Raw genomic sequence first — 23,960 nt, 5'->3', positions numbered from 1 at the left:
TTACTGTTCTTCTAAGGATGTCTCTACTAGCTCTTCATATGAAAAGGCTTGCTCTAATAATCCTTTAGAAACTAACCAATCCGAAAGACGCTCAATATTTTCTTGTGCTGGTACACGATTAGGCGTAAAGGCTGGAACTGTATATTGTTCTTTTAAAATTTCTGGTACATTCGCCACTTGTAAGGCAAGCTCAAAGTATTTTTCTGGCTGCCGATTTACCTGTTTAATGGCTTCATTGTAGGCTTCCAGAAATTTTTTAACCTCAGCTCTATTTTTTGTTATATTTTTTTGTGTCATCACGATGACTGATTGGGAAAAGTTCTCGCCAAGCGTTGTATCATCAATGACAATATTTGCACCTTGGGCAACTGCATAGCTTGCCAATGGCTCTGGTAGTATAGCTACCTGCGCTTCTTTTCCAGCTAATACGGCATCTACACGTAATGAAAGATTCGGCAAATGAATTTTTGTTATTTGGGAGGATTCTAGTTTTAAATGGCGCTCATATTGCTCCATTAGATAATCTATCATTGTATTTTCAGCGATCATTACAGATTGTCCTTCTAGCTGTTTCGGTTCAACAATAGCGCTTTGCGGAGAAGAAACGACTAAAAATCTTCCCTCCTTCTCCGTCGCACCTAATGCTAATGCAATGGTTTTAACATCCAAGCCTCCTTTTTTTATTAAATTTTGGACTATCATATCAGTCATCATGCCGTCGAGCTCACCAGCCTCCATCGCCTTGGATTGGTCAGAAGCACTGCCAAACTCTATCAGCTCAACATCGACACCATATTTTTGAAAAAGTTGATCCTTCTCAGCTACATATAAAGGCAGACTATCATCGATTCGTAACACACCTATTTTTAATGAAGAATGCTTAGCTATTTTTGTTTCTTCACTACAACCACTTATGCAAGCCATCATGATAATCATGAAACATATTCGGGCAAGGAGATGCTGTCTCATAGAGCTCCTTCCTCCATAGTGACACTTTGCTCTTCAACATATGCTGCTAGTTGTTCAAGGCGTGTATGCGTGAATAGTGTTTGAATAGAAAGCTCTATAGTGAATTGCTCTTTTATTTTTCCGATCATTTGAATGGCCATTAAAGAATTACCTCCACATGTGAAAAAGTCATCATCAAGTCCAGGCTGTTCGTAGGATAATATTTCTTCCCATATTGCTGCTACGTCTTTTTGCATCTCTGTATAAGGTGCTCTATACTTCTTTGACAGCTCTTGCTCATTCAATGGTAACTGTTGTAAAAACTTACGGTTTACTTTCCCATTTTCTGATAGAGGCATTTTATCAATAGATTTATAGATTGTAGGCAACATATAATGAGGCAATTTTTGAGCAAGTAATTGTTTAAATTGTTCATTATTTAGTCCATCTTGTTCATCTTCTAATACTACATATGCCACTAGTATTGATGTTCCATTACGTTCATGAACAATGGTTGCTGCTTCCTTCACACAAGGCAATTTAGCTAAGTGATAATCTATTTCGCCTATTTCAACCCGATAGCCATTTAATTTGATTTGTGCATCTGCTCTTCCTAAAAATTCAATATTGCCATCAGGCAAATATCGCCCTAAGTCGCCTGTAGCATATAGACGCTCTTTTGTCATTGGATGAATTAAAAATTGCTCATTTGTACGGTCTTCATTTTTCCAATAGCCTTTTGCAAGCCCTACTCCTCCGATATATAAATTTCCTGGTACATTCACAGGGCAGGCCGCCATTTGGTCATTTAAAATATAATAATATTGGTTGGCTAAAGGTTTCCCATATGGAATACTCTTCCAATTCCCATCTACTGTTTGTATATCGAAAATATTCGACCATATAGACGCCTCTGTTGCACCACCTAATCCTAAAATTTGTGTCTTTGGCGCAATTTCCCAAATTTCACTTGGCAAGCTTATTGGAATCCAGTCTCCACTCAGTAGTACCGCTCTTAATGTTGGATATGTGAAAAACTCTATATTTTTAGTATATTGTGCCAGCATTTGCATAAAGGCAGGTACTGTATTCCAAATGGAAATGTGCTGCGTTTGCAATAATTCATTCCAATGAACGGGATCTTTTATGCGCTCAGCTCGTGGTACTACTATGGCTCCTCCAACAGCAAGTAAACCGAAAATATCATAGACCGATAAATCAAACGTCAAGTTAGATAACGCAAGAATGCGATCCTCTGCACAAACGCCAAGTCGATCATTAATATCTACTATCGTATTCACTGCACCTCGATGATCAATCATGACCCCCTTCGGCTTTCCAGTAGAACCAGAAGTATAAATGACATACGCTAAATCAGAAGACAATAATTCAAGACTAGTAATAAAACATTCTTGATGTGCCCATTCAGGATCAATGACTGTCACATGATAATCATTTAAAAAAGGTAGCTGTTTAAGTACATGTGCTTGCGTCACAATGGATTGAACTTCTCCTTCCTGTAAAAGAAATTTCATCCGTTCAATCGGTGTTGTACAATCTATCGGCAAATATGCCTTCCCTGCCTTCATAATGCCTAAAACAGCAACTATCTGTTCCCATCCTTTTTCCATAACAACAGCAACTAATCTTCCTTTAGTACGATCCATTGCGAGTATTGCTTGCGCAGTATGGTTCGTTAAATGACTTAGCTGTTCGTACGTCATATTTTTTTCTTCCGAAATCACTGCCAGATTAGTAGGATTTGCTGCTATTTGTTTTTCAACAAGACTGATTAATGTCTCGTCGGAGATAGCTGTGTCTGGTCCTTTCAATTTCCCTTCTTGCTCTTGACATGGGAAACATACAAGACTCCTAATTGGCTGTTGCCATAAGTCTTCTTTCCTAGCAAGCTCCTTTAAAATACGGGTGTATGCTTCAAACATGTCGCGAATTAGATACTGCGGGAAAAGCTCCTCTATGGCATCCCAGCTTAACCATAATTCACCCTTTTGCTCTGAAACTTGATGATCTAGCCAAACTTGAGGTGTCTGAGATAATCCATATACAATATCCCCTAAATAGCTAGTTTTTGTTGTAGATCCATTATTTTTTTCAAGCCCTAAGCCACTCGTGAAGACAAAGGGCATCATAATCCCCATTTGTCGATTCCATTTTTTTGCTAGTGCTCGTTCGACATAAACACCACTTACATAAGGATGTTCTAAATCCTGCAATAATTGCTTTTGAACAGTTCTTGCACGCTCTAAAAAAGATTCTCCTTTTGACATATCAATAGATAACAGATTAAGAGATGTAAAATCACCTATGAGCTGGTCAACATCTGGTTCGAACAACACACGATGGAAACGAGTAAGATTAATCGTAAATTTCGGTTGGCTACTCCATCTCGCTAACGTTTCAGCATAAGCAGCTATTAACAACGAGGCTGGTGACAAGTTCATTTTGGCAGCCAATTGCTTTAATACTAGCCATTCTTCTGTCGATAGCTTTTCCTCGTATCTTGTAAATTTACAGTTAGATAAATCTTCTTTATAATCAAGCAGTGGTAAATCAGGTGCTGGATACATATTGTCAATTCGCTGATGCCAATATTGAATATCCCGCTTATACATTTCGGTCTCTCGAATTTTTTGATAAGCCAGTATATAATCTCTAAATGTCGTTTGAAGTGTTTGTAGTTTTGCTGAAGAATCATCATATAGCCGCTTCCACTCTTTAAATAAATAGAACATACTAAAGCCATCAAAAATGATATTGTCAAAACTAATATGGATTCTTGTTTTTTGTTCATTAATGGCCGACATACGAATATCAAATAATGGCCACTCACTCGGAATAAAAGTTTGATGTTCCATCTCACTGCGCACTAACGTGAGCTGTTCTTTACGTTGTTCTGCTGAAAGATTCGTAAGATTATAGGAAGCAATGGAATAATACGCTACAAATTCTTGGACTTGTTGCTGTTGTCCATCATTTAAAATAATGGCTCTCATCATATCATGATGTTGGATAAGACGATTCCATGTTTGCTCCACCCTTGCATGATCGAGGGAAGAACAATCCATTTCAAAATAGCAATGAGTAGATACATCCCCGTACGCATAAATGCCGCTACGGCCTAACCAATAGGCTTGCTGAACGTCTGTTAATGGGAACGGCTTAAAACGATCCTGCTCATTAGGCTCTATACTTGGTAACTTTTTCTCCGAGTCCTCATTTGACTTTTGGTGCACTAGTTCCTCTAATAACAAGGCCATTTGTTGAAACACTGGTTGATTAAAGATGGCTTCTAAACTCATTTTGACAGCAAATTGCTCTTTTATTTTTGCACTAAGCTGAGTAGCTAATAATGAATCTCCACCAAGCTCAAAATAATGATCGTCTATGCTAATGGCTTCTTGCCCTAATACTTCTTTCCATATTTGTGCTAATCTCAATTCGATTGAGGTTGTTGGTGCAATAAAATCCTTTTTAGCTAGATCAGCTTGCTCTTGTTGAGGGATTGGTAATGCTGCTCGATCTACTTTTCCATTAGCAGTAATAGGCAACTGCTCTAATTGAATAATGACTTGTGGAATCATATAGTTTGGTAATCGTTGTTCTAAGTAACGGTGAAGTGGTTCTAATTGGAAATCTAATGTTGATTGTCGTTCAACTTGCGCTACAAATAAATACTGTGTAAACGCGGTATCAATAGACTGCGTCGTCATATTGGTGAAGCCCTCGTCTGTCAATACTGAAAGCCAATCATTTTCTGATAATAAGGGAAGGCATGTCTTTGCCCTTTCATCCTCATAATGTATAAAGCCATCCTCTAAAAATGCTGTACTGACTAATTGCAGAGGATTATTTTCCGTCATTTCTAATTGAATGAATAAACCGCCATGCTTTAATAGCTTTTTTAAATGTTTAAGTGAATTTCTAATATGGGCTGCTCTATGTAAAGAATGAGAAGCCACAATCACATCATAGTCACCATCTACAAAGCCTTGAGAAATCGGGCACTTATTTATATCAAGCATTTTGTAATGGATATTCGGTTGTGACCCTACAATTTGTTGAGCACGATTTAAAAAATAGTTGGATTCATCTGTAGCCGTATAATGTAGCTCATCTGTCGAAAATGCTTCCATTACTATTTGAAGTGTGTTGATATGACGCGTCCCAATCTCTAATATTTTGAGTGGTGCTTGACGTTCTATTCGATGATTTAATACCGTTTGAATCAAGTTTATGAATACTTCTTGCTGTTTGTTTCCATCAGATAGGTTATCTGTCAATTGCTCTAAAGTGTGTACATTATGAGGAAGCAATAATTCTAAAGGCTCTATTTCACCAGTTAAAAGTGCATAGCCTTTTTCAAAAAAGGTAGAAATAAATTCATTTATATATGTTGTTTGTTTTTTATTTAAACGATGAAACGATTCTTCATTTTGGACGATTAAGCATTGTTTATTATGAATAATCGGCCCATCACATGAAACGATATTGTTTTTTTCTAAAAATCTAAACCATTGATCGATTAAGCTTTGATATCGACTGTTGATCTTTTCTCGCTCTATGATCGTTATCCTATTGTAGCTTGCATCTTTTTCTATTGGAAAACCACATCTGACAAGTATTTTACAAATCGTTTCCGTAGTGAGGTGGGTACAATAATTTTTAAATAATCGATAACGATATTCATTCTCATTTACATTTTTTAAAAAATACCCTGACGCTTTTAATTGATCTATGTTAGACCAATCAATCATGGGTTTATTGTTCTTTATAGATTGTACCTGCTCTTTTTCTGAACAACTTACAATATAAGCAGCTAAATATTGGCTTTCCTCTCCTCTGACAGTGACAACGGCATCCTCCACTTTCTCATAGCTTCGCATAACACTTTCGATTTCACCTAATTCAATACGATGACCCCGTACCTTTACCTGGGAATCATTTCTTCCTAAAAATTCAATAAGCCCATTATGCCAAAATCGCCCATTATCCCCTGTCTTATACCAGCGAATACCTTTTTCTTCTATAAAACGCTCAGCAGTTAATTGTGGTTCTCCTACATACCCTTTGGCTATACCAGCGCCGCCTATCCACAATTCTCCTGCTTTCCAATTCGGACAATCTTCTCCATTTACATCAATCACTCTATAAAACTGATTTCTCAATGGTCTTCCATAAGGGATAGATCGCCAACTTGCTGGTAACGGGTGATCAACATTATAGTAATTGGACCAGATTGCCGCTTCTGTCGCACCACCCATCGCTACTAATAAACCTCTCGGTGCTACTTTTAACAATCGGTCAGGAATATCTAAGTTAATCCAATCACCTGACAGCATGACGATACGTAAATCTAAACAAATTAATTTTGCACTTTCTGCCTCTATTAAAAACATTTTCAATAAAGCGGGTACAGAATTCCATAGTGTAACATGATAATGACGAACCAACTTTAACCAAATATCAGCGTTTCGAGCCGTATCGTCTGAAAGAAGAACAATGCTGCCACCAACACTCAAAAGACCAAATATATCGTATATAGACAAATCAAAATCTAATGAGGATACTGCTAAAATACGATCTTCCATGCTTATGTTATATTTTTGATTGATATCTGCAATTGTATTCCAAGCTGCTTTATGACTAATTTCCACACCTTTTGGTTCTCCCGTTGAGCCTGATGTAAAAATAATATAAGCTGAGCTGTTTACATCCACTTTAGGCAATGTCACATGACCAAATTGTTGTGTTTGTTCTATTTTAATAACTTGTACTTGATCAATATTTTTATATTTTGCCTCATAGGGAGCAGCTGTTAAGATAAAGCTTACATTAGCCTTTTCCATAATTTTTTTATAGCGTTCACTTGGCTGTGTCACATGTACTGGAACAAAGCATCCCCCAATAGCCAAAACCCCTAAAATTGCTTGAATTTGCTCTAATCCTCTCGGCAATGAAATCGCTACTCGATCACCTTTTTTAAAGCCGTTATGTAACAATGTGGCAGCCACCTGTTCTGCCTGTAAGGACAGTTGTTTATAAGTTATTTCATGATGGTCTATCCCATCTATTAGCGCTATAGCATATGGTTGTTGCTTTGCTATTTCAAAGAAAGACGTATGCAAGCACTGTGCAGAATCTGTTACTATGGAATCTTCTATTACTTGACGTCTTGCTATTTGTGCTTTCGTTTCGATAGCTGGATGTTGGAGCCAATGCTGTTCGTCTTCAATTAACCAATGAATGGTTTTGATAAACAGATCAAACATGTCATCCAATAAACCTGATGGAAATATGTCATCTAAACCATCCCAAATACATAATAAACCACCATCCATATCAAACATTTGAAAGTCTAACCAAACTTGAGGTGTTTGAGAAATCATGTAATGAATCTTGCCAAATGCATCTTTAAATTCTTCATTAATAAGTGGTACACCTAAATTACATGAAAAAACGATTGGAGCAAAGGCTTTTTCATCTGGGTGATACTTAGCTAAATCTCGTTGAATTTTGACCCCTGAATAAGCCGTATAGTTCATATCTTGATGAAATTGCTGTTGTAAACTTTTTGTAAAGGCTAAAAAAGACTGTTGTGTTTCACTATCAACCTCCAATAATAACAAGGTAGTAAAATCAGCTACAACATGCTCTAGCTCTTCAGACAAAGTATCTCGATTGAACAATGGTATATTCATAAGAAAACGGGATTCACTGCTCCACTTATTTAATGTGTAAGCATAAGCTGCTAACAATACCATCGCAGAAGTAACGTTATAACGAGACGCAATCAATTGCAGCTTGCTCCAAGCAGTATCTTCTAAAAAGTACTCTCTTCTTGTAAATTTAGGTTCGTGTTGTATCAACGCAGCATTGTTTGACAACGGTAGTTTAGGACCTAATGGTAAAGTGGCTAACCTGTTTTTCCAATAGGCTTCGGCATAACGTTCTTCATCAGCATTTGCTAATTTTTTATCATAAAGATATTTCGCAAAGTTCCAATTTTCAGGTGCTTTTGGTTTTTGTTGTCTAGTATAAGCAGCCGCTAAATCATGTAAAATGATTTGGAAACTTTGCACATCAGCTACAAGTAAGTCGATATCGAAATGAAGTCGCGTTTTACCATCAGGCAATAGAGATAGCTGTAATCGAGCTACTTCCCCTTGATCAATTGCCAATAGCCGATGTGAAGTATTCGCACGAATAGCTTCTAATTGTTGATTAACCTCGTCTTGTGAACATGTTGTTAAATCGTGAACAGCAATAGCTGTAAAAGGGGATGCTGTTAAAACTTGCTGTTGGCCATCCTCCGTATACTTAACACGGAGCATAGGATGATGCTGGACAATGATGGCCCATGCCGATTCAAGCCGCTCTATATCAATATGTTGACCGTTAATTTCCATATAACCATGACAGCCATTTCCGCCTAAATATTGACCGCTTTGTCGCCCAACCCAATAGGCATACTGTACATCTGTTAATGGAAATGGCTCATACATATTAGGTATTGTTTTATCTTGATTTTCTAATAGGGAGTTATCACTATTTATTGAATGGACAGCCTCTCTATTTAATAATTCGTACCAAGCGCTCAAATAAGGTTCCGATATTAATTCTTTGAAAGTAATGGTAATGCCAGCTTTTTTTAGTTTGCTGACTAATTTCATGACTTGTAAGGAGTTTAAGCCTAACTCCAATAAATTTTGATCCGCGCGTATTTCTTTCTTTATACCGAGGAGTTGATTGACTTCTAATGCTAGATTTCGGATGATGTCTAAATCACTTTCTAATTTCAATGCATAGACGCCTCACTTTCCATAGCCATCTGTTTTAATTTTTTTTTATCCACTTTCCCTACATTTATAAACGGTAATCGCTCAACATATATGATTCGATCTGGAAGTTTATATGGAGCAACACCTATATGAAATAAATAACTACATATCTCATCTCGTTCCATTCTTTGTCCATCGGTCACTATAAATGCACAAATGCTTTCTCCTAGATCCTTATCTGGTAAACCAACAACAGCAGCATCTTTTATCATTGGCTGTGTACGTAAAAAACTTTCAATTTCAGATGGTATAACATTTTCACCTGCACGATTAATTTGCTCCCTTACTCGACCGACAATTTGTATATTTCCATCTGATGTAATACGAGCCTTATCACCAGTACGTAAAAAGTAATCCTTGGTAAAAATTTCTGCATTTAAAGCAGATGCTTGATAGTATCCGCCAAATGTATACGGACCTTTTGCCACCAATTCTCCAAGCTGACCCTGAGGAACTTCTCTTCCTAGCTCATCTATAATCTTTATTTCATCACCTATCGAAATTGCCTGCCCTTGACAGCTTGTAACAATTTCCACAGGATCATTTAATGCTGTGAAACAAGTAATCCCTTCGCCGAGTCCGTATCCTTGTTGTATTTTACAGTGAAATGTATTCATAAATTGAACAGCCATTTCCTGCTCTATGTGAGCAGCGCCAATTAAGACCACCTCTAAGCTCGACATATTCAAATCTTCATACCATTCAAATGCTTCTAACCAAAGGCTAGCAATTGTTGGTACAATGGCGGTATGTGTCACCTGTTCTTTTTCGATTTCATGAAATGCTTCATCAAAGCTAGAGGTTTGACATAATACCACTTTTCCACCTGTAAAAAGAGTACCTAATATACCTGGTGAGCATAACGGATAATCATGTGAAATCGATAGTACAGCCATGTATGCCGTTTCAGGAGTCATTCCACATTTTTCAGCAGAGGCGAATGCATTATAGGCATAAGCTTCATGTATTTTCGGAATTATTTTGGGAATGCCTGTTGTGCCACCAGACAATAAGTATAATGCAGTATCTCTATAGTGAGGTGAAGCGCTAATTGCTAATGAATAGTTCCTTTCTTTCAGTTGATCTACTGTTACATGTGTATAGGATGCTGGCCACTGTATGGTGGATTCCCCAACCGTCACAATATATCGAATACTTTTATGCTGAGGAATTACCTGTGCGGCCATACATTCATACTGGAAACCTAGATAACTACTGCAACATATATAAGCTATTGGCTGAACCATTTTGGCAACTGTATCGATTTCTACTTCTCTATGGGATGGCAACATCAAAACAGGCTGCACACCTATTTTTAACAGACTAAATAAAACAGTAATAAATTCAATTGTATTTGGTAGCTGCATTAAAACCCGATCACCCTGCTGCCAACCTAAAGATAAAAAGCCTGTCGATAATTGCTTAATTTCTTGAAGCAGCTCTTCATAAGTTAAGCGTCGATTCCCTTCCACTACTGCCAGATGATGCGGAAATCGTTGAGCAATGATGTCAAGCTCTTCCATTAATGTTTTCTTTCTTAAAAAGCCCAATTCTTCATATCGTTCTACTTCTTGTAAATACCAATCCATTTGCTGAGACATCCTTTTCGCCTCCATTCTCTCTGTTAACATCTATTTGTTAGACGATACTTAATTGATGTTCTTTTTTCCACATAGCTGCATATTTGCCCTCCTTAGCGATAAGACTTTGATGTGACCCTTCTTCAACGATTTGTCCTCCATCCACAACTAATATATTGTCTGCATTTTTAATAATGGAAAGTGTATGGGCAATCATCACCACTGTTTTTTTCTTTTTCAAAAGATTTTTAATCGCTTCTTTTACAGCTAACTCATTTTCGATATCTAACGAAGCGGTCGCTTCATCTAATAAAAGTATAGGACTGTCCTTTAAAATGGCACGTGCAATGGATATACGCTGCCTTTCACCACCAGATAACTTATTACCATTTTCCCCAATGATTGTGTCATAGCCATACTCCAACTTCTCAATAAAATCATGGCAGTTGGCCTCTTTTGCAGCATTAATAATTTCTTGTTTTGTTGCTTCTGGCTTTGTATAGCGAATATTATTTAATATCGTGTCATTAAACAAAAAAGTATCTTGATCAACCATTGAAATTTTTTGCATTACTTTTTCAGTAGCGATCGATTGAATCGTTTGCTGACCAATTAAAATATCACCACGATTAGGCTCATAATATTTTGTGATTAAATTTAAAATAGTTGATTTTCCCGAACCCGATGGCCCGACAATTGCTACAAACTGGGAAGACCCAATTTCAAAATTAATATCACGCAATACAGGTTCTTCTTGGCTATAGGCGAAATTCACATTGTGAAAAGCTATACTATATTGTTCAGGTTCAAAAAAGGCATCACTTGATGGCTCTTCCTCTGCATCTAATACAGCTTCAATTTGACGTTTGGCAATCATAAAATTTTTATAAGAGGTAAGGTCAATAAAAAGTGTGCCAAACAATTTACATGTAAATAAAGGACTGATGCTAATTAGAAAGAAGGAAGAAGCCTCTAGATTTCCTGCCAACCATTGATGACCTGCTAAATAAAGAACAATCGGTAAACTGAACCAACAGAGAATACTAAATATCGTACCAATTGGAATTACTTTGATCTCATATACATAACTAATATCACTATAGGCTTTCATAGAATCAGTTGTTGCTTTATTTTTAACACCACCTAAACCAAATGATCGTAGCGTTTGAATACCATTAATATACTCCACTACATCACTTGTATTTTTTGTCATAATATTTTTCTTCTCGTTCCCGTATTTTTTTACCATTAAAAAGGACAAGTAAAGTGATGGTAATAATAATAAGCCTGAACATAAAAGAACTATTCCAGCAGATATCGAATGCGTTGCAACGAAGCCAATTAACAGTAAGCTAAACGAAGTATTTTTTATAATATCACCAATTTTATGAGTCAAAATATTTTCATAATTATTAACACTTGTTGTCGTTGCATTAATGTACTCGCCAATTTGTGCCTTCGTAAAGGAGGAAAGTGGTATTTTTTTCATTTTATCGCCCAGCGACAAGCGAAGAATTCTACTTACTTGCGCACCACCAATTTGCCCTCTCGTATAACCAAATGCATAGACAATTAAGCGAATAACAAAAACAGCACCTAATAATAATATAGTTTGAGTTAACATGCTCATCGTTAATTGCTCTGTAATTAAGGCTTTAATCGTGTAGTATAAAACGATAAAATTAAAACCAGCTAGCATCCCTTCGATGACATTGAAAACAACAGAAAGATAAAAAGAAATATTTTTTCTAAATGCATGTTTTTTGTCCATACTAGATTCTCCTTCATCCATTAATTACGCCTTGGCGTAATTGTACCCGTCGCTACGTAGGTAATTTTCTTCCAAATATGTGACATCTGCTGAACCAAGATAAATATCTTACAATTCATACGTAATTTCTCTAGCTTTGCTATAATCCTGCCAAACTTTTTTATATGAAGGGCATTCTTCTAGCATATCTTGATGTGTTCCACACGCTTGAATTGTTTCATTTTCGACAATGGCCACTCGATCACAATGCTTAATCATTCCAAGACGATGTGCAATGATAATAACCGTTTTACCTACACAAAGCTCAGCAATGGCCTGATCAATTTCGGCTTGATTTTCTGGGTCGGCTGCGGATGTGGCTTCATCCAATATTAGTATAGGCGCATTTTTTAAAATGGCACGTGCAATCGCAATACGCTGCTTTTCACCACCAGAAAATCTAATGCCAAAGCTCCCTACCTTCGTATCATAACCATCTGGTAATGAAATGATAAAATCATCAATTTGGGCCTTTTTTGCTGCTTCTCTTACTTCATCAAGTGTGGCGCTAGAACCCATAACAATATTTTCGAAAACGGTCCCACTCGTTAAAAATGTCTTTTGGAATACTATCGTTATATTTTTTAATAATTCCTCATACTCAATAGCCTTGACGTTTTGATTGCCGATTAACACTTCCCCTTGTTGAACATCATTAAAGCGTGAAATCAACTGGACAATTGTACTTTTCCCTGAACCTGAAGCACCGACAATAGCTATTTTTTCATTTTCAGCAATCGTTAGATTCACATTTTTTAAATGTTCTTTCTGCCCATCATAAGAGTAGTTAACATTTTTCAATTCAATAGTATAATTCTTTGGAAATGCTTGCCCTTGTTCAAAAACAGGTGTTTCTAAAAAAGTTACACATTTCTTTACAGCATTTAATACTTGTGCAAAGTTCATGCCTAATTCTTGTAGAGGGCGTAGTTCTGTTAAATACAATGAACCTACAAATGCAAAAAGAATAAAGACACTTCCTGTTAAGCTACCATTTAAGAACCACATGCCACCTATGGGCACCATTAGCAATAAACCGCACTCTATAATAATGATATAGCTCGCATATGGTGGGCCCATTTTCAAAGATATTTCTTTCCATGTCTTAAATTCATCATCTACAGCTTTAGCAAACTTTTGAAAAGATGAACTGCTCATGTTAAATGCCTTAATTAAACGCATGCCTTGAATATATTCGATAATGATTGCATTTAAATTAGCTATAGAACGTGCTGCACGATCCATCATTTGATTCGTACCACGAAACATGATGGCCATAACTGCTACTGCAATGATTAATGGAATAAACGAAATAAGCGCTAACGGTACATTTACCGTACATAAATAGATAAAGACAGCTATTGGACCACTCATATAAAAGATGAGCTCTGGTAAATGATGGGCTAAAAATAATTCTAATTTTTCGATTTCTTCATTTAATAATGTTTTAATTTCCCCTGTATTTCGTTCATTTAAAGAGCCTAATGGTACTTGTGCCATATGCTCTGTTACTTGACAACGCACTTTAAATAACGTTCGATAGGCTCCTTTATGCGAGAGAGTACCAGAAATAGCAAAGAGCCCAAATCGAACAATGATCGATGTAATCAAAAGTAATAAATTTTGAATTAATAAGGCTTCCGTTAAGGTATTGTGATAGACTTGCTCAATAATTTGATAAATAACGAAATAAGGTACAATTGTAGAAAGACCACTAATTAAAGAACATAAAACCGATAAATATAAATATTTTTTATCTTTTCCTGCCCAAGAAAGAAGCATGAAGATCGGATTTTTATTTTGTAGTGCTTTTTCCATTGTTATTCAGCCCCTTCCTACACAATCATCTGTGTAATTTTACATTGTACTTTACTCAGCAGCCGCTAACCTTGCTGTAGAGTGAAAGCATCAATTGTATACTGCTGATTTTCTTTATTCAGTATATAATCGTCTTGCTTCTTTCCATCTTCAAAACGAAGAATACGGTGACAGCAGGTCGCTATAAATTCCAGGTCATGTGTTATAACAAAAACAATTTTATTAGCCTCCGCTAAACTTTTTAAAATACTTGCCACCTTTTGCATACTGTCATAATCTAGTCCACTTGTCGGTTCATCAAATACTAAAATTTCCTTTTCACTTATTAAACTAGCCGCTACTGCAAGCCTTTGTTTTTGTCCACCTGATAATGTATTAGGGTGTCGGTCTGTCAACTCTAATAAATCCATCTCCTCCAATACCTGTTGTACTAAATTTGAATCAGGATTTTTCACCCCAAAGACACATTCCTTTTCGACTGTTTCAGCAAATAACTGATAATTAACATCTTGCATCACCAGATAGGAGAGCTGTGCTTGTTTTTTCGAAGTTAGTTTTTGATTATTAAAATAAATATTTCCAGATGTTATTTTATGTAGACCACATAGCGATCTAGCAAAGGTCGTTTTCCCTGCCCCATTATGTCCTGTGATGGCAATAATTTCGCCGCTTTTTGCTGCAAAGTGTATATTTTCCAGTATATTTCTCTTTTTATGTGAAATCGTAACATCCTTCACAACAAGTTCATGGACTTTATGTTTAGCAGGCTGCTGTCGATGTTGAAACTGTACATTGCTTAAATAAAGCGTGCGTAGCCCCAATTGTTCCAGCTGTTGATTCGAAAGCTGTAAAAATTCCTTTTGTGTATAAGTTGATACAATTTGTCCCTTATTTAACACAATGGCAGTATCAATTAAATCTCTTAAATAATAAAGTCGATGTTCAGATATAATAATCGTCTTACCTTGCATTTTTAGTAAGGCAATCATCTCCTTTAATTCTTCAATAGCAGCCGCATCTAAATTAGACGAAGGCTCATCTAGCACAAAAACATCCGGTGCAACAGCATAGATACTCGCAAAGGCAATCTTCTGCTTCTCACCACCTGATAAATGAAAAATATTACGACGACGAAGCTTTTCTAAACGAAGTTCCAATGTAATCTCTTGCATTCTTTCTTCCATCATTTCTTTTGGATATGCCATGTTTTCCATTCCAAATACAATCTCACTATCTGTATCAACGTTAAAAAACTGTGATCGTGGATTTTGAAAAACTGTCCCTACCTGTTCACTTAATTCATACATCTTTCTATTTTCTACAGGTAGATTATTTAACATCACTTGCCCTTTAAGTTGACCGAAATAAAAATAAGGAATTAAACCGTTAATTGCTCTGATAATCGTTGTTTTCCCACAGCCACTTTTACCACATAATAAAATGCACTGTCCTCTTTTCACATGAAAATTTATATTTTCGATACCTTCACTTTTCTCATCTGTATAATGGAATGAATATTGCTCGATTTTCAACATATGAACAGCCCTCCAAATACAAAAAACGTCAATACAAAAACGACAATACTATCGCTTAGTTGAAAATGTACATGTTGAAAGCAAGAGCGCTCTTTCGGGTTTTCAATTCCTCTCGCTATACTTGCAGCAGATAATTCATCAGCAATTTTGGATGCTGCCATCATTAAAGGAACATATATGCATTCAACCGTTTGCATAGGTTTTGTTAGAAAGCCTATGATGGAGGGAGAAATGCCCCTTAATTTCATCGCATCCTTTATATAGCGCCAATCTTCCCCAATCATAGGAAAATAGCGTAACATGACTGCTAATGGAATAATTACTTTTTTTGAAAGTCGTAGTTTTCCTAAGGCCGTCATAAATTCATTGATTTTGGTAGTCCCAACTAGTAACCCTCCCATGACAACACATGGAAAAATTTTTCTAATAAACATAGCAAACGAGACAAACATTAGCTCCCATGTACCAGATAAAAATCTTTCACTTATAAAGTGAATACCTAGAATAAATCCATATCCTAGCATCATTTTTATTGAAAATGACAACATACCCATCAATAGACAAAGACTAAATATGATGACCATTAATAGCAGTTCGTATTGAAAAGAAGGTGACAAAAACACCGCAACATTCACTAACAGTAGCAGGTATATTTTTGTTCTTGGATCAAGCTTGACGGTGGAAACTTGCATATGCACATTGCTCTGCTCATACATATAAATCTTCTCCCTTAATCTTAAAGTTTCACCACTCTAGCTATGCCAGTACCCCAGATTTCTCAAACTGTTTTTTCAATAATTTTTTCCCTAAAAAACCACTAATGAGTGCGCAGAGCATTGTACCAATAATCATTGCTGGTAGCATCCAGTTTTGGGCCGTTGTTAGCATCGTATCCATATAAGCTTGTTCTGTTCCTTGACCTACTAAATACTCCTTATATGCTTGTTGATTGAACCATAGCATTATGTAAGACCCCATAGGATGAAGTGAAAAAACAATATAACTCATCATATTAATCGTATTATTTTTATACTTGCCAATTGATGCAATGAATTCGCCTAGCAAAGCTAGTACTATACATGCTAATGACCATAACCAGTACATCCCTGTTACGAACGTAATAATCGCTATCAATATCCCCAAAATTAGTATTGGACCAAATTTCGGTACTTTCGCTAGCATTAATAAATAAATAGGGCCCGTTAATAGGGCTGCACCCGCTGGCATTAAAAAAGTCAATACAGGGTTGGGTGCGAAAAAGGCTGACCCAATCATCATAAATATAAAGAAAAGCGCTGAGAAAATACCGACTGTTATTAAATCTTTCATCGTAAGCGTTTTTTGTTGCATCGTTTGTGTATACATATTTACATCACAATCCCTTTCTATTGTAATTTTTACTATAATTAGCATCTTTAATTGATAACGATTATCATTATCTATTATAATGAATAACAGTACATAAAAATATGCCCACACTGTGTTTACGTCTAATCAAGGAAAAGGAATGTCTAATTGAGGGAAGGGGAAAGCAAATGACTTTACAACATTTTGAACCTCTATTATTAAAAAATGGATTTTCACAAGATGATCAGAAGAGTAAATATAACGCCATAGGAACTACTTTCACAATTGATCCAGCTTTAGGTAACGGGTATTATTGGATATATCATGCCAAAGATATGTTTTCTATTCTTATTCATGATTTTTATTTTTTTGAGGATCATCGATTAGAATTAACGATGCCTGAGCTACTAACAATCACATACTACGAATCTATTTCAGGCGAGGAGCTTCATCCTTATCAACCATTAAAGTCTGGCTATATAAGAAGCTATTGGAGCAAAGGTGAAAAATATAGTGCTATTATTCATAAAAATATTCCAGTACAATCAATTGGCATTGAGTTTACTGCTACATTTTGTGATCAATTTTTAGCATATAAATATGGTGAAAAATATGTGAATCCACGACAAGCGTTAACAACATTAAAAGCGACATCTACTTTTTCAGAGATGGTTATTCTCCTTCGACAAATAGCTGCTTATCGAGGTTCCGACCTAACTTCTGCCCTTTTTTATGAAGGAAAAGTATATGAAGCATTGGCTCTCATTATGGAACGAGCCCTTTCTGATAAAACATGTCATTGCTCACAAATTTCTAAAGAAGATATTCACCATATTGAGCATGTAGCCGCTCATATCGAAAATTACTATACGCTTCAACTAACATTAGATCATTTAACGAAAATTTCATGTATGGGTGCTACAAAATTAAAAAAGCTATTTAAAGAAGTGTATCATTGTACAATTACTGAATATATCCAAAAGCAACGAGTCCATCAGGCTGAGAAACTACTAGCTCATACAGAGCTTCCTATTAATGAGATTGCTCGGAAAGTAGGCTATCAAAGTGCCGGAAGGTTTTCAGAACTATTTAAACGTTATCTAGACCTCACACCTAAAGAATATAGACAGCAATTATCGAAAGGCTAAACGAATAGGAGGGTATAATTATTATAAAACTGGCTTTACTTTCAATTACAGATGTACACTTTGACATGTACCATTCGAAACTTACAGCTTTTATTTCCAATGAGAAAAAAAATAGACTTCAAAAATTTCACTATAAAGAAGACTACAAGCGAGGGCTATTTGGGGATATATTAGCTAGATATTTAATTTCAACAAATTTTAATATAGCCCCCTGTACTATTGAATTTGCTAATAATTCGTATGGCAAACCTTTTATTAAAAATTTACCAAATGCCTTTTTCAATGTTTCTCATTCAGGAAATTATGTTTTTTGTGGTGTCAGTAATACAGAAATTGGCGTTGACATTGAAAAGCATCATTTATTGGATCTCAATCTTGCCCAGCATATATTCTCCTCTGAGGAATATAAGGATCTCATCACGTTATCGGACAAGGATCAATTAGATTATTTTTTTAAGCTTTGGACATTAAAGGAAGCCTACATCAAATACTTAGGCATTGGCTTATCAACGCCACTTCAATCTTTTTCTTTTAAAATAATGGATGGCACTATTCATTTCCATGGTAACCATTGTGACATTCTTTCTTTTTTATCCACCCATCTCGAAGGACAATATTCGCTTGCTTGCTGCTCTACTGAAGCTATTGAAGCAAATGCTATTGAATTATTATCTTTACAGACTATCATCACCTCTTTCAACAATAAGATGGTTTATGAATCTTGAATGCAATCCGTGGGGGCTTTCATCTCCCACGGATTAATTGCTTTCACCAATCGGACTTGTACAGGTTCTAACCAACGCAAAAAACCTCCTAACAATAATTTGTTAGGAGGTAAAACGCTATTATCGAAATTGAATATCATTTTTCACATCATTATGATGAATTTTGATGTTAATTAATACTACCTGTTGGGTATAATGTCGTTCCTCCAATGGAGACTTTGATTTCATTAGACATTGGAACATTATATTCATCAATAACCGTTCTCCACCATTCCCATGCAAGACCTGTACACTCTCTTGCATAAATTCTTATATTTTTTGAATTAGCAGGAAGTGGTATTACTGTAGAGAAATGAGCTGTTTTGTCCTTCCAATTTCCATCCCAAGTTTTATGGGTTAATACTTCATTTCCATTTTCATCATAGGAAAATTCGTCCCAGGCTACTTCAAATTGAGCAACATATGCACCATAATGATCAAGGATGATCTTTCCTTTAGAATATTCTGTAGATGTCGTCTCAATATAATCTGTATTATTATGAACAGCAGCAATTGAATGATCCTTTAAGAAAACACTTGTATACGAAATTGGATATGCTGGATTTTTAAGACTAAATTCTGCATTATCTTTAATTATTCCTCGAATATCATTAAAGTCCTTTGAGACAATTTGATTATGCTTTTGTGAATCTCCTCCTAATACTACAGCCGTAAAGGAGCTTTCTTCAAAAATATCCTTGTACTGTGCACTAGTTTCTACATTCGTATTGACATTCTTCAGTAAGGCTTTAAAAGCAGCTTGTACATCCTTGCTCTTAGAGCTTGTTTCTAATTTCACATAAATTGTTCTACCATAAGCTACATTTGATACCATAACAGGAGGAGCATCATTACTTACCCCTTTACGCGTTAATTCTTCAAAATGGACACTATCATCAAAAAGGTCTGATGGATTGTTAGGTAGTTCAGCACTTACGGTATAAAATATTTGTTTGTATGCTGCAACCATCACTTTTTTCTCGCCGTTCGCAATCGCATTAAAGTCAATCCCTAGTGAATTGTCAAGAACTTGAGCGTTAACATTCAGAGCACTCGCTATTTGAGATTTGCTATAAACCATAGATTCAGAATATTGTAGTCTTGCAGGTAAAGTATGTGTTGTGGAATATTTCTCACTCCAAGTAGATACTAACTCATCTACTGCCCCAGACACATTACCATATGTTGGATTATCCACCGTTATAGTATTTTCCCTTTTCATGCCAGGTAAATCAATGCTAATATTTAGAGGTTTTCTTTTAGCTACCAATAAACTAGGTTGATTGTCTACAAAAGCTCGGTTTGCAAGTTGTAATGCTCCTGGATATGTACGATTCGCCATAGAATCAATAATTGAAATATCCACTGGTGAAGTTGTAAGTGATTTTTTGTTACGTTCAACCACTATAAATTTATTATTTGAGTTAATACCTTCTTTTGGAACAAAGCTATCAACCTTGTCACCATTCACTGCTAATACTTCCTTGTTATTGTAGTTCAAGTTTGCTATACCTGTATCAATGTCAGATATGCTTTTTTCACTAGATGTATTCGTATCAAGTGTTTCAGCAAAAGAAATACTAGGATAATTTATGATACATAAATTAAGAGATAAACATAATAAAAACTTGATTACTTTTTGAATTCCCAAATAAATCCACTCCTTTTATAGGAAATTATACCATACAAAATTAATTTTCAAAAATAGTATTTTGGTTTCATTTTCAACTTGCTATCTAGTATGTACTAATGACTATTGTGTAACATTTGCTATGATATCCTAACTATTCCCTCTTAAGTAAGCTATATTGGTTTGAGCAACGAAAAAAGCCTCCTAACATTGTCGTTAGAAGGCAAAACTATGGGAATTCTATTTAGTTCTTATCATTCAATCAATCAAATGTAATTTTATTGACTGCATCACGGTCTAATTTTTTAATAACTTCTACCATTAATTTAACAGCGTTATCATAATCATCACGATGTAGGATACCTGCATGTGAATGGATGTAGCGTGTCGCAATACCGATGGATAGTGCTGGTACGCCATTTGCTGTTACGTGGATGGAGCCAGCGTCTGTCCCACCGCCAGCCATCGCTTCAAATTGATATGGAATATTGTGCTCATCTGCTACATCTAATACGAATTCACGTAAGCCACGGTGTGATACCATAGATGCATCATACACAACGATTTGTGGGCCAGCACCCATCTTACTAGTTGATTCTTTAGCTGTAACACCTGGCGTGTCTCCTGCTACACCTACATCTACTGCAAATCCAATATCTGGTTGGATTTTATGTGTTGCTGTTTTAGCACCGCGAAGCCCCACTTCTTCTTGTACATTCCCTACTGAATAAAGAATGTTAGGATGCTTTTCATTTTGTAACGCTTTCATAACATCAATCGCAATAGCACAACCGATACGGTTATCCCAAGCTTTTGCTAATAGATACTTATCATTTTTCATAACATTAAATTCAAAGTATGGTGTTACCATATCGCCAGGACGCACGCCCCACTCAAGTACTTCATCTTTAGAAGCAGCACCAATATCAATAAACATATCTTTAATGTCTACTACTTTATTACGTACATCTGCAGGTAAAATATGAGGTGGTTTTGAACCAATAACCCCAATCACTTCATCACCCTTGCGAGTAGTAATCGTTACACGCTGTGCAAGCATTACTTGACTCCACCAGCCACCTACAGTTTGGAATTTAATAAAGCCTTTGTCATCGATTTGCGTTACCATGAAACCTACTTCATCTAAATGTCCTGCTACGACAATTTTAGGACCGTTTTCATCGCCTACTTTTTTAGCAATTACACTACCTAAGTTATCTGTTTCTACAGTGTCTGCATATGGTGCAATGTATTTTTTCATGACCTCACGAGGTGCACGCTCATTACCTGCAATACCATTCGCATCTGTTAAATCTTTAAACATTTGCAATGTTGAATCTAGTTGTGTCATCCTTTTGCCTCCTACTTCTCGTATCTACTTTATTATACTTCGTTTACCGAAATATTCCTAGCTTAATCGTCTGAAAATTAGTGTATTTCTTACTTTAATATCCTGAACGCTGACGCTGGTAATTTTCTTGGTTTTTCTCAATATAAGCGCCAACCACGTCCTCAAATGTAAAACTGAGGTTATACGCGAGTACCCCGTAGCATTGCCAAATGGCTAAGTAGCGCTCCTTGGTAGGTTGCTGAATAAATGTTAAAATAGCACTTTGTGTCTCTAAAAAAATGGCTGTTAAATCTCGATTTTCTTCTACCACAGGCCACTTTTCAATCGATGTATAGCCCTTTAATAAGCCAAGCGATAAGATAAAGTGAATAGAATCCACATATTCTTCTAAAATAACCTCACGTGCTGAAGGCCCCTTTGTGCTCCAAAACTTAAAGCAGCGCGTTTCATTCGCAAGCTCTGCTAACTCTACCATTAAGGCTAAGCCCTTTTCCTGAAACACATCTTGCTGAATATTTTGTGTTTGCTCGATAAAATCATCCAGCTCTTGTTGCATTGTAAACAATTGTTGTAAATTCATTTTTATCTCCTAAATTTCTAAAAAAATATTTTAAATAAAATGAAACTATTTGACCTCTCTAATCGTATAGGAAAGAATAACCTTTCTTCAAGGGGGAAAATTTAAAAATGTTGCCGTTACTAATTCGACTTGCTGTGATAGCGCTTATTATCTATGTATTTTATAAAGCGATTCGTTATATAACCGATCCTAAACGCAAACTTGATGAAGCCTATGAAAAAGGCCAATATTATTTTTACGATGACGTTAAAAATGTGCGAAAGAATTTCTTCATTTCCTATAAGGGTGCTCTTTTTGAAGGTGAAAAATACCTAGGCACGACAGAGGATGCTTTCGAGGTTGTGACTATTTTTGTCGGTGCGCGTGACGCTGCGACGCTGCAAGGCCTCTCCAAAAGCGACTTTGAATATTTACAGCAGGAAATTTTATTGAACTATCCAAACGCAAAAATTAATTGGAAGCAGCCCATTGAACAGCTTATGCGGAACACATCCCCATCATGAGGATGTGTTTTTAATTCATGTCAATTATGACCACAATTGTACAATGATAAAAATTTGAATGGCTGCTAATAGTGGAAAACCAAATGCAAAACGATTGTGGCGTGTTTTATGGCGGAATAAATACATACCTAGCACGCCACCTCCTGCCCCTCCTGCTATGGCAAGCGTAAACAACGTGCGCTCCGCAATACGCCATTCATGTTTTTTAGCACGCGATTTATCCATACCCATTAAAATGAGCAGCACAATCGATACAATGCTCATATACGCTAATAATGCTTGTCCCATTTCTTACTCCTTTATCTAGAAAACGTTATACTACTAATCTAACACAAAAAAGACTGATGGAAAAATCCATCAGTCTTTTTTAACACCTGTCGCTTATGCTTTCGGTGCAGAAAATTCCTATTTTGCACCTGCCGCTGCGCTTTCGGTGCAGAAATAATAGTTGACTACGTCAACTATTATTTCGCTACTGCTTTTTTAGCAGCGTCTGCTAGTTGAGTGAATGCTGCAGCATCTGTTACAGCAAGGTCAGCTAACATTTTACGGTTAACTTCGATACCAGCAACTTTTAAACCGTGCATTAAACGGCTGTAAGAAAGACCGTTCATACGAGCAGCTGCATTGATACGAGTGATCCATAATTTACGGAAATCACGTTTTTTCTGACGACGGTCACGGTATGCATATTGACCTGACTTCATTACCGCTTGGTTAGCAACTTTATATAATGTATGTTTTGAACCATAGTAACCTTTAGCTAATTTTAATACTTTTTTACGACGTTTGCGCGTCACTGTTCCGCCTTTTACGCGTGGCATATGAATTACCTCCTGCTTTTCATTTAAAAATGAATGTTAGTATTTTTGTAGTCAATTATTTCATGTAAACAAGTAAAGATTTGATGCGTTTGAAGTCACCAGATGAAACGATGTTTGCTTTACGTAAGTGACGTTTTTGTTTCGTAGATTTGTTTGCGAATAAGTGGCTTCCATAAGCACGGTCATATTTTAATTTACCTGAACCCGTTTTTTTGAAACGTTTCGCAGCTCCACGGTGAGTTTTCATTTTTGGCATGTCGAAT

Annotated in this window: 17 protein-coding genes; 3 read left to right on the top strand and 14 right to left on the bottom strand. The window is 36.1% G+C overall.

The annotated features are described in order from the left end of the window. The 8 genes from MHI34_RS13745 to MHI34_RS13710 form a co-directional block, all read right to left on the bottom strand. Window positions 1-969, bottom strand: a complete 969-nt coding sequence (locus MHI34_RS13745) for a MetQ/NlpA family ABC transporter substrate-binding protein (protein WP_342503538.1) — start codon at window positions 967-969, stop codon at window positions 1-3. Then, complete coding sequence (locus tag MHI34_RS13740; protein WP_342503537.1) at window positions 966-8,768, bottom strand: amino acid adenylation domain-containing protein; 7,803 nt, start codon at window positions 8,766-8,768, stop codon at window positions 966-968. Before MHI34_RS13740 ends, MHI34_RS13745 begins: the two co-directional genes overlap by 4 nt. Then, window positions 8,765-10,408 carry an AMP-binding protein gene (locus MHI34_RS13735; RefSeq protein ID WP_342503536.1) on the bottom strand — a complete coding sequence of 548 codons (1,644 nt, stop codon included), beginning with the start codon at window positions 10,406-10,408 and terminating at the stop codon, window positions 8,765-8,767. Before MHI34_RS13735 ends, MHI34_RS13740 begins: the two co-directional genes overlap by 4 nt. A 37-nt stretch (window positions 10,409-10,445) precedes the next feature. Next, window positions 10,446-12,158, bottom strand: coding sequence for an ABC transporter ATP-binding protein (locus MHI34_RS13730; protein WP_036121611.1), 1,713 nt, complete (start codon window positions 12,156-12,158; stop codon window positions 10,446-10,448). 108 nt (window positions 12,159-12,266) lie between these two features. Then, window positions 12,267-14,015 carry an ABC transporter ATP-binding protein gene (locus MHI34_RS13725; protein WP_330493079.1) on the bottom strand — a complete coding sequence of 583 codons (1,749 nt, stop codon included), beginning with the start codon at window positions 14,013-14,015 and terminating at the stop codon, window positions 12,267-12,269. A gap of 65 nt (window positions 14,016-14,080) precedes the next feature. After that, on the bottom strand, window positions 14,081-15,550 hold the full coding sequence (locus tag MHI34_RS13720) for an energy-coupling factor ABC transporter ATP-binding protein (RefSeq protein ID WP_342503535.1): 1,470 nt from the start codon (window positions 15,548-15,550) through the stop codon (window positions 14,081-14,083). Further along, window positions 15,544-16,266: an energy-coupling factor transporter transmembrane component T gene (locus MHI34_RS13715; RefSeq protein WP_051891635.1), complete on the bottom strand. Its 723-nt coding sequence runs from the start codon at window positions 16,264-16,266 to the stop codon at window positions 15,544-15,546. The genes MHI34_RS13720 and MHI34_RS13715 overlap by 7 nt, the downstream gene beginning before the upstream one ends. Before the next feature lie 40 nt (window positions 16,267-16,306). Then, window positions 16,307-17,029 (bottom strand): MptD family putative ECF transporter S component, encoded by a 723-nt coding sequence (locus MHI34_RS13710; protein WP_244504859.1) that lies wholly within the window; start codon window positions 17,027-17,029, stop codon window positions 16,307-16,309. Between the two features lie 56 nt (window positions 17,030-17,085). Here MHI34_RS13710 and MHI34_RS13705 point away from each other — a divergent pair, with 56 nt between their 5' ends. Both MHI34_RS13705 and MHI34_RS13700 read left to right on the top strand, forming a co-directional pair. Then, window positions 17,086-18,045 carry an AraC family transcriptional regulator gene (locus MHI34_RS13705; RefSeq protein WP_036121620.1) on the top strand — a complete coding sequence of 320 codons (960 nt, stop codon included), beginning with the start codon at window positions 17,086-17,088 and terminating at the stop codon, window positions 18,043-18,045. 65 nt (window positions 18,046-18,110) lie between these two features. Beyond that, window positions 18,111-18,770, top strand: a complete 660-nt coding sequence (locus tag MHI34_RS13700; protein WP_342503534.1) for a 4'-phosphopantetheinyl transferase superfamily protein — start codon at window positions 18,111-18,113, stop codon at window positions 18,768-18,770. A gap of 169 nt (window positions 18,771-18,939) precedes the next feature. Here MHI34_RS13700 and MHI34_RS13695 read toward each other — a convergent pair whose 3' ends face one another. From MHI34_RS13695 to MHI34_RS13685, 3 genes are all read right to left on the bottom strand, one after another. Beyond that, complete coding sequence (locus MHI34_RS13695) at window positions 18,940-20,466, bottom strand: thiol-activated cytolysin family protein (protein ID WP_342504468.1); 1,527 nt, start codon at window positions 20,464-20,466, stop codon at window positions 18,940-18,942. A 235-nt stretch (window positions 20,467-20,701) separates the two neighbouring features. Then, the gene (locus MHI34_RS13690) at window positions 20,702-21,790 is read right to left on the bottom strand and encodes a M42 family metallopeptidase (RefSeq protein WP_036121625.1); all 1,089 of its coding nucleotides are present in this window, start codon (window positions 21,788-21,790) and stop codon (window positions 20,702-20,704) included. Between the two features lie 94 nt (window positions 21,791-21,884). Further along, window positions 21,885-22,370, bottom strand: coding sequence for a dUTP diphosphatase (locus MHI34_RS13685; RefSeq protein ID WP_036121628.1), 486 nt, complete (start codon window positions 22,368-22,370; stop codon window positions 21,885-21,887). A 107-nt stretch (window positions 22,371-22,477) separates the two neighbouring features. On the opposite strand from MHI34_RS13685, the gene MHI34_RS13680 reads away from it, so the two are divergent. Continuing rightward, window positions 22,478-22,873, top strand: coding sequence for a hypothetical protein (locus tag MHI34_RS13680; RefSeq protein WP_036121631.1), 396 nt, complete (start codon window positions 22,478-22,480; stop codon window positions 22,871-22,873). Window positions 22,874-22,897: 24 nt separating this feature from the next. Here the strand turns inward: MHI34_RS13680 and MHI34_RS13675 are convergent, their stop codons facing one another. The 3 genes from MHI34_RS13675 to rpmI form a co-directional block, all read right to left on the bottom strand. Then, window positions 22,898-23,161: a DUF1294 domain-containing protein gene (locus MHI34_RS13675; RefSeq protein WP_058843380.1), complete on the bottom strand. Its 264-nt coding sequence runs from the start codon at window positions 23,159-23,161 to the stop codon at window positions 22,898-22,900. Between the two features lie 176 nt (window positions 23,162-23,337). After that, window positions 23,338-23,697 carry a 50S ribosomal protein L20 gene (gene rplT, locus MHI34_RS13670; RefSeq protein ID WP_004226314.1) on the bottom strand — a complete coding sequence of 120 codons (360 nt, stop codon included), beginning with the start codon at window positions 23,695-23,697 and terminating at the stop codon, window positions 23,338-23,340. 55 nt (window positions 23,698-23,752) lie between these two features. Continuing rightward, window positions 23,753-23,953 (bottom strand): 50S ribosomal protein L35, encoded by a 201-nt coding sequence (gene rpmI, locus MHI34_RS13665; protein ID WP_004226312.1) that lies wholly within the window; start codon window positions 23,951-23,953, stop codon window positions 23,753-23,755. Window positions 23,954-23,960: the final 7 nt, after the last annotated feature.

This window comes from Lysinibacillus sp. FSL L8-0126, assembly GCF_038630385.1.
GTDB classification, from domain to species: Bacteria; Bacillota; Bacilli; order Bacillales_A; family Planococcaceae; genus Lysinibacillus; species Lysinibacillus fusiformis_D.
This window is presented reverse-complemented; position numbering and strand designations above follow the sequence as displayed.

Coding starts and splice junctions, on each gene's coding strand:
- MHI34_RS13675 (WP_058843380.1), bottom strand. CDS start 23,161: ATGGGACAAGCATTATTAGCGTATATGAGCATTGTATCGATTGTGCTG.
- MHI34_RS13725 (WP_330493079.1), bottom strand. CDS start 14,015: ATGGAAAAAGCACTACAAAATAAAAATCCGATCTTCATGCTTCTTTCT.
- MHI34_RS13745 (WP_342503538.1), bottom strand. CDS start 969: ATGAGACAGCATCTCCTTGCCCGAATATGTTTCATGATTATCATGATG.
- MHI34_RS13700 (WP_342503534.1), top strand. CDS start 18,111: ATGTACCATTCGAAACTTACAGCTTTTATTTCCAATGAGAAAAAAAAT.
- MHI34_RS13705 (WP_036121620.1), top strand. CDS start 17,086: ATGACTTTACAACATTTTGAACCTCTATTATTAAAAAATGGATTTTCA.
- MHI34_RS13715 (WP_051891635.1), bottom strand. CDS start 16,266: ATGTATGAGCAGAGCAATGTGCATATGCAAGTTTCCACCGTCAAGCTT.
- MHI34_RS13690 (WP_036121625.1), bottom strand. CDS start 21,790: ATGACACAACTAGATTCAACATTGCAAATGTTTAAAGATTTAACAGAT.
- MHI34_RS13735 (WP_342503536.1), bottom strand. CDS start 10,408: ATGTCTCAGCAAATGGATTGGTATTTACAAGAAGTAGAACGATATGAA.
- MHI34_RS13730 (WP_036121611.1), bottom strand. CDS start 12,158: ATGGACAAAAAACATGCATTTAGAAAAAATATTTCTTTTTATCTTTCT.
- MHI34_RS13685 (WP_036121628.1), bottom strand. CDS start 22,370: ATGAATTTACAACAATTGTTTACAATGCAACAAGAGCTGGATGATTTT.
- MHI34_RS13680 (WP_036121631.1), top strand. CDS start 22,478: ATGTTGCCGTTACTAATTCGACTTGCTGTGATAGCGCTTATTATCTAT.
- rpmI (WP_004226312.1), bottom strand. CDS start 23,953: ATGCCAAAAATGAAAACTCACCGTGGAGCTGCGAAACGTTTCAAAAAA.
- rplT (WP_004226314.1), bottom strand. CDS start 23,697: ATGCCACGCGTAAAAGGCGGAACAGTGACGCGCAAACGTCGTAAAAAA.
- MHI34_RS13720 (WP_342503535.1), bottom strand. CDS start 15,550: ATGTTGAAAATCGAGCAATATTCATTCCATTATACAGATGAGAAAAGT.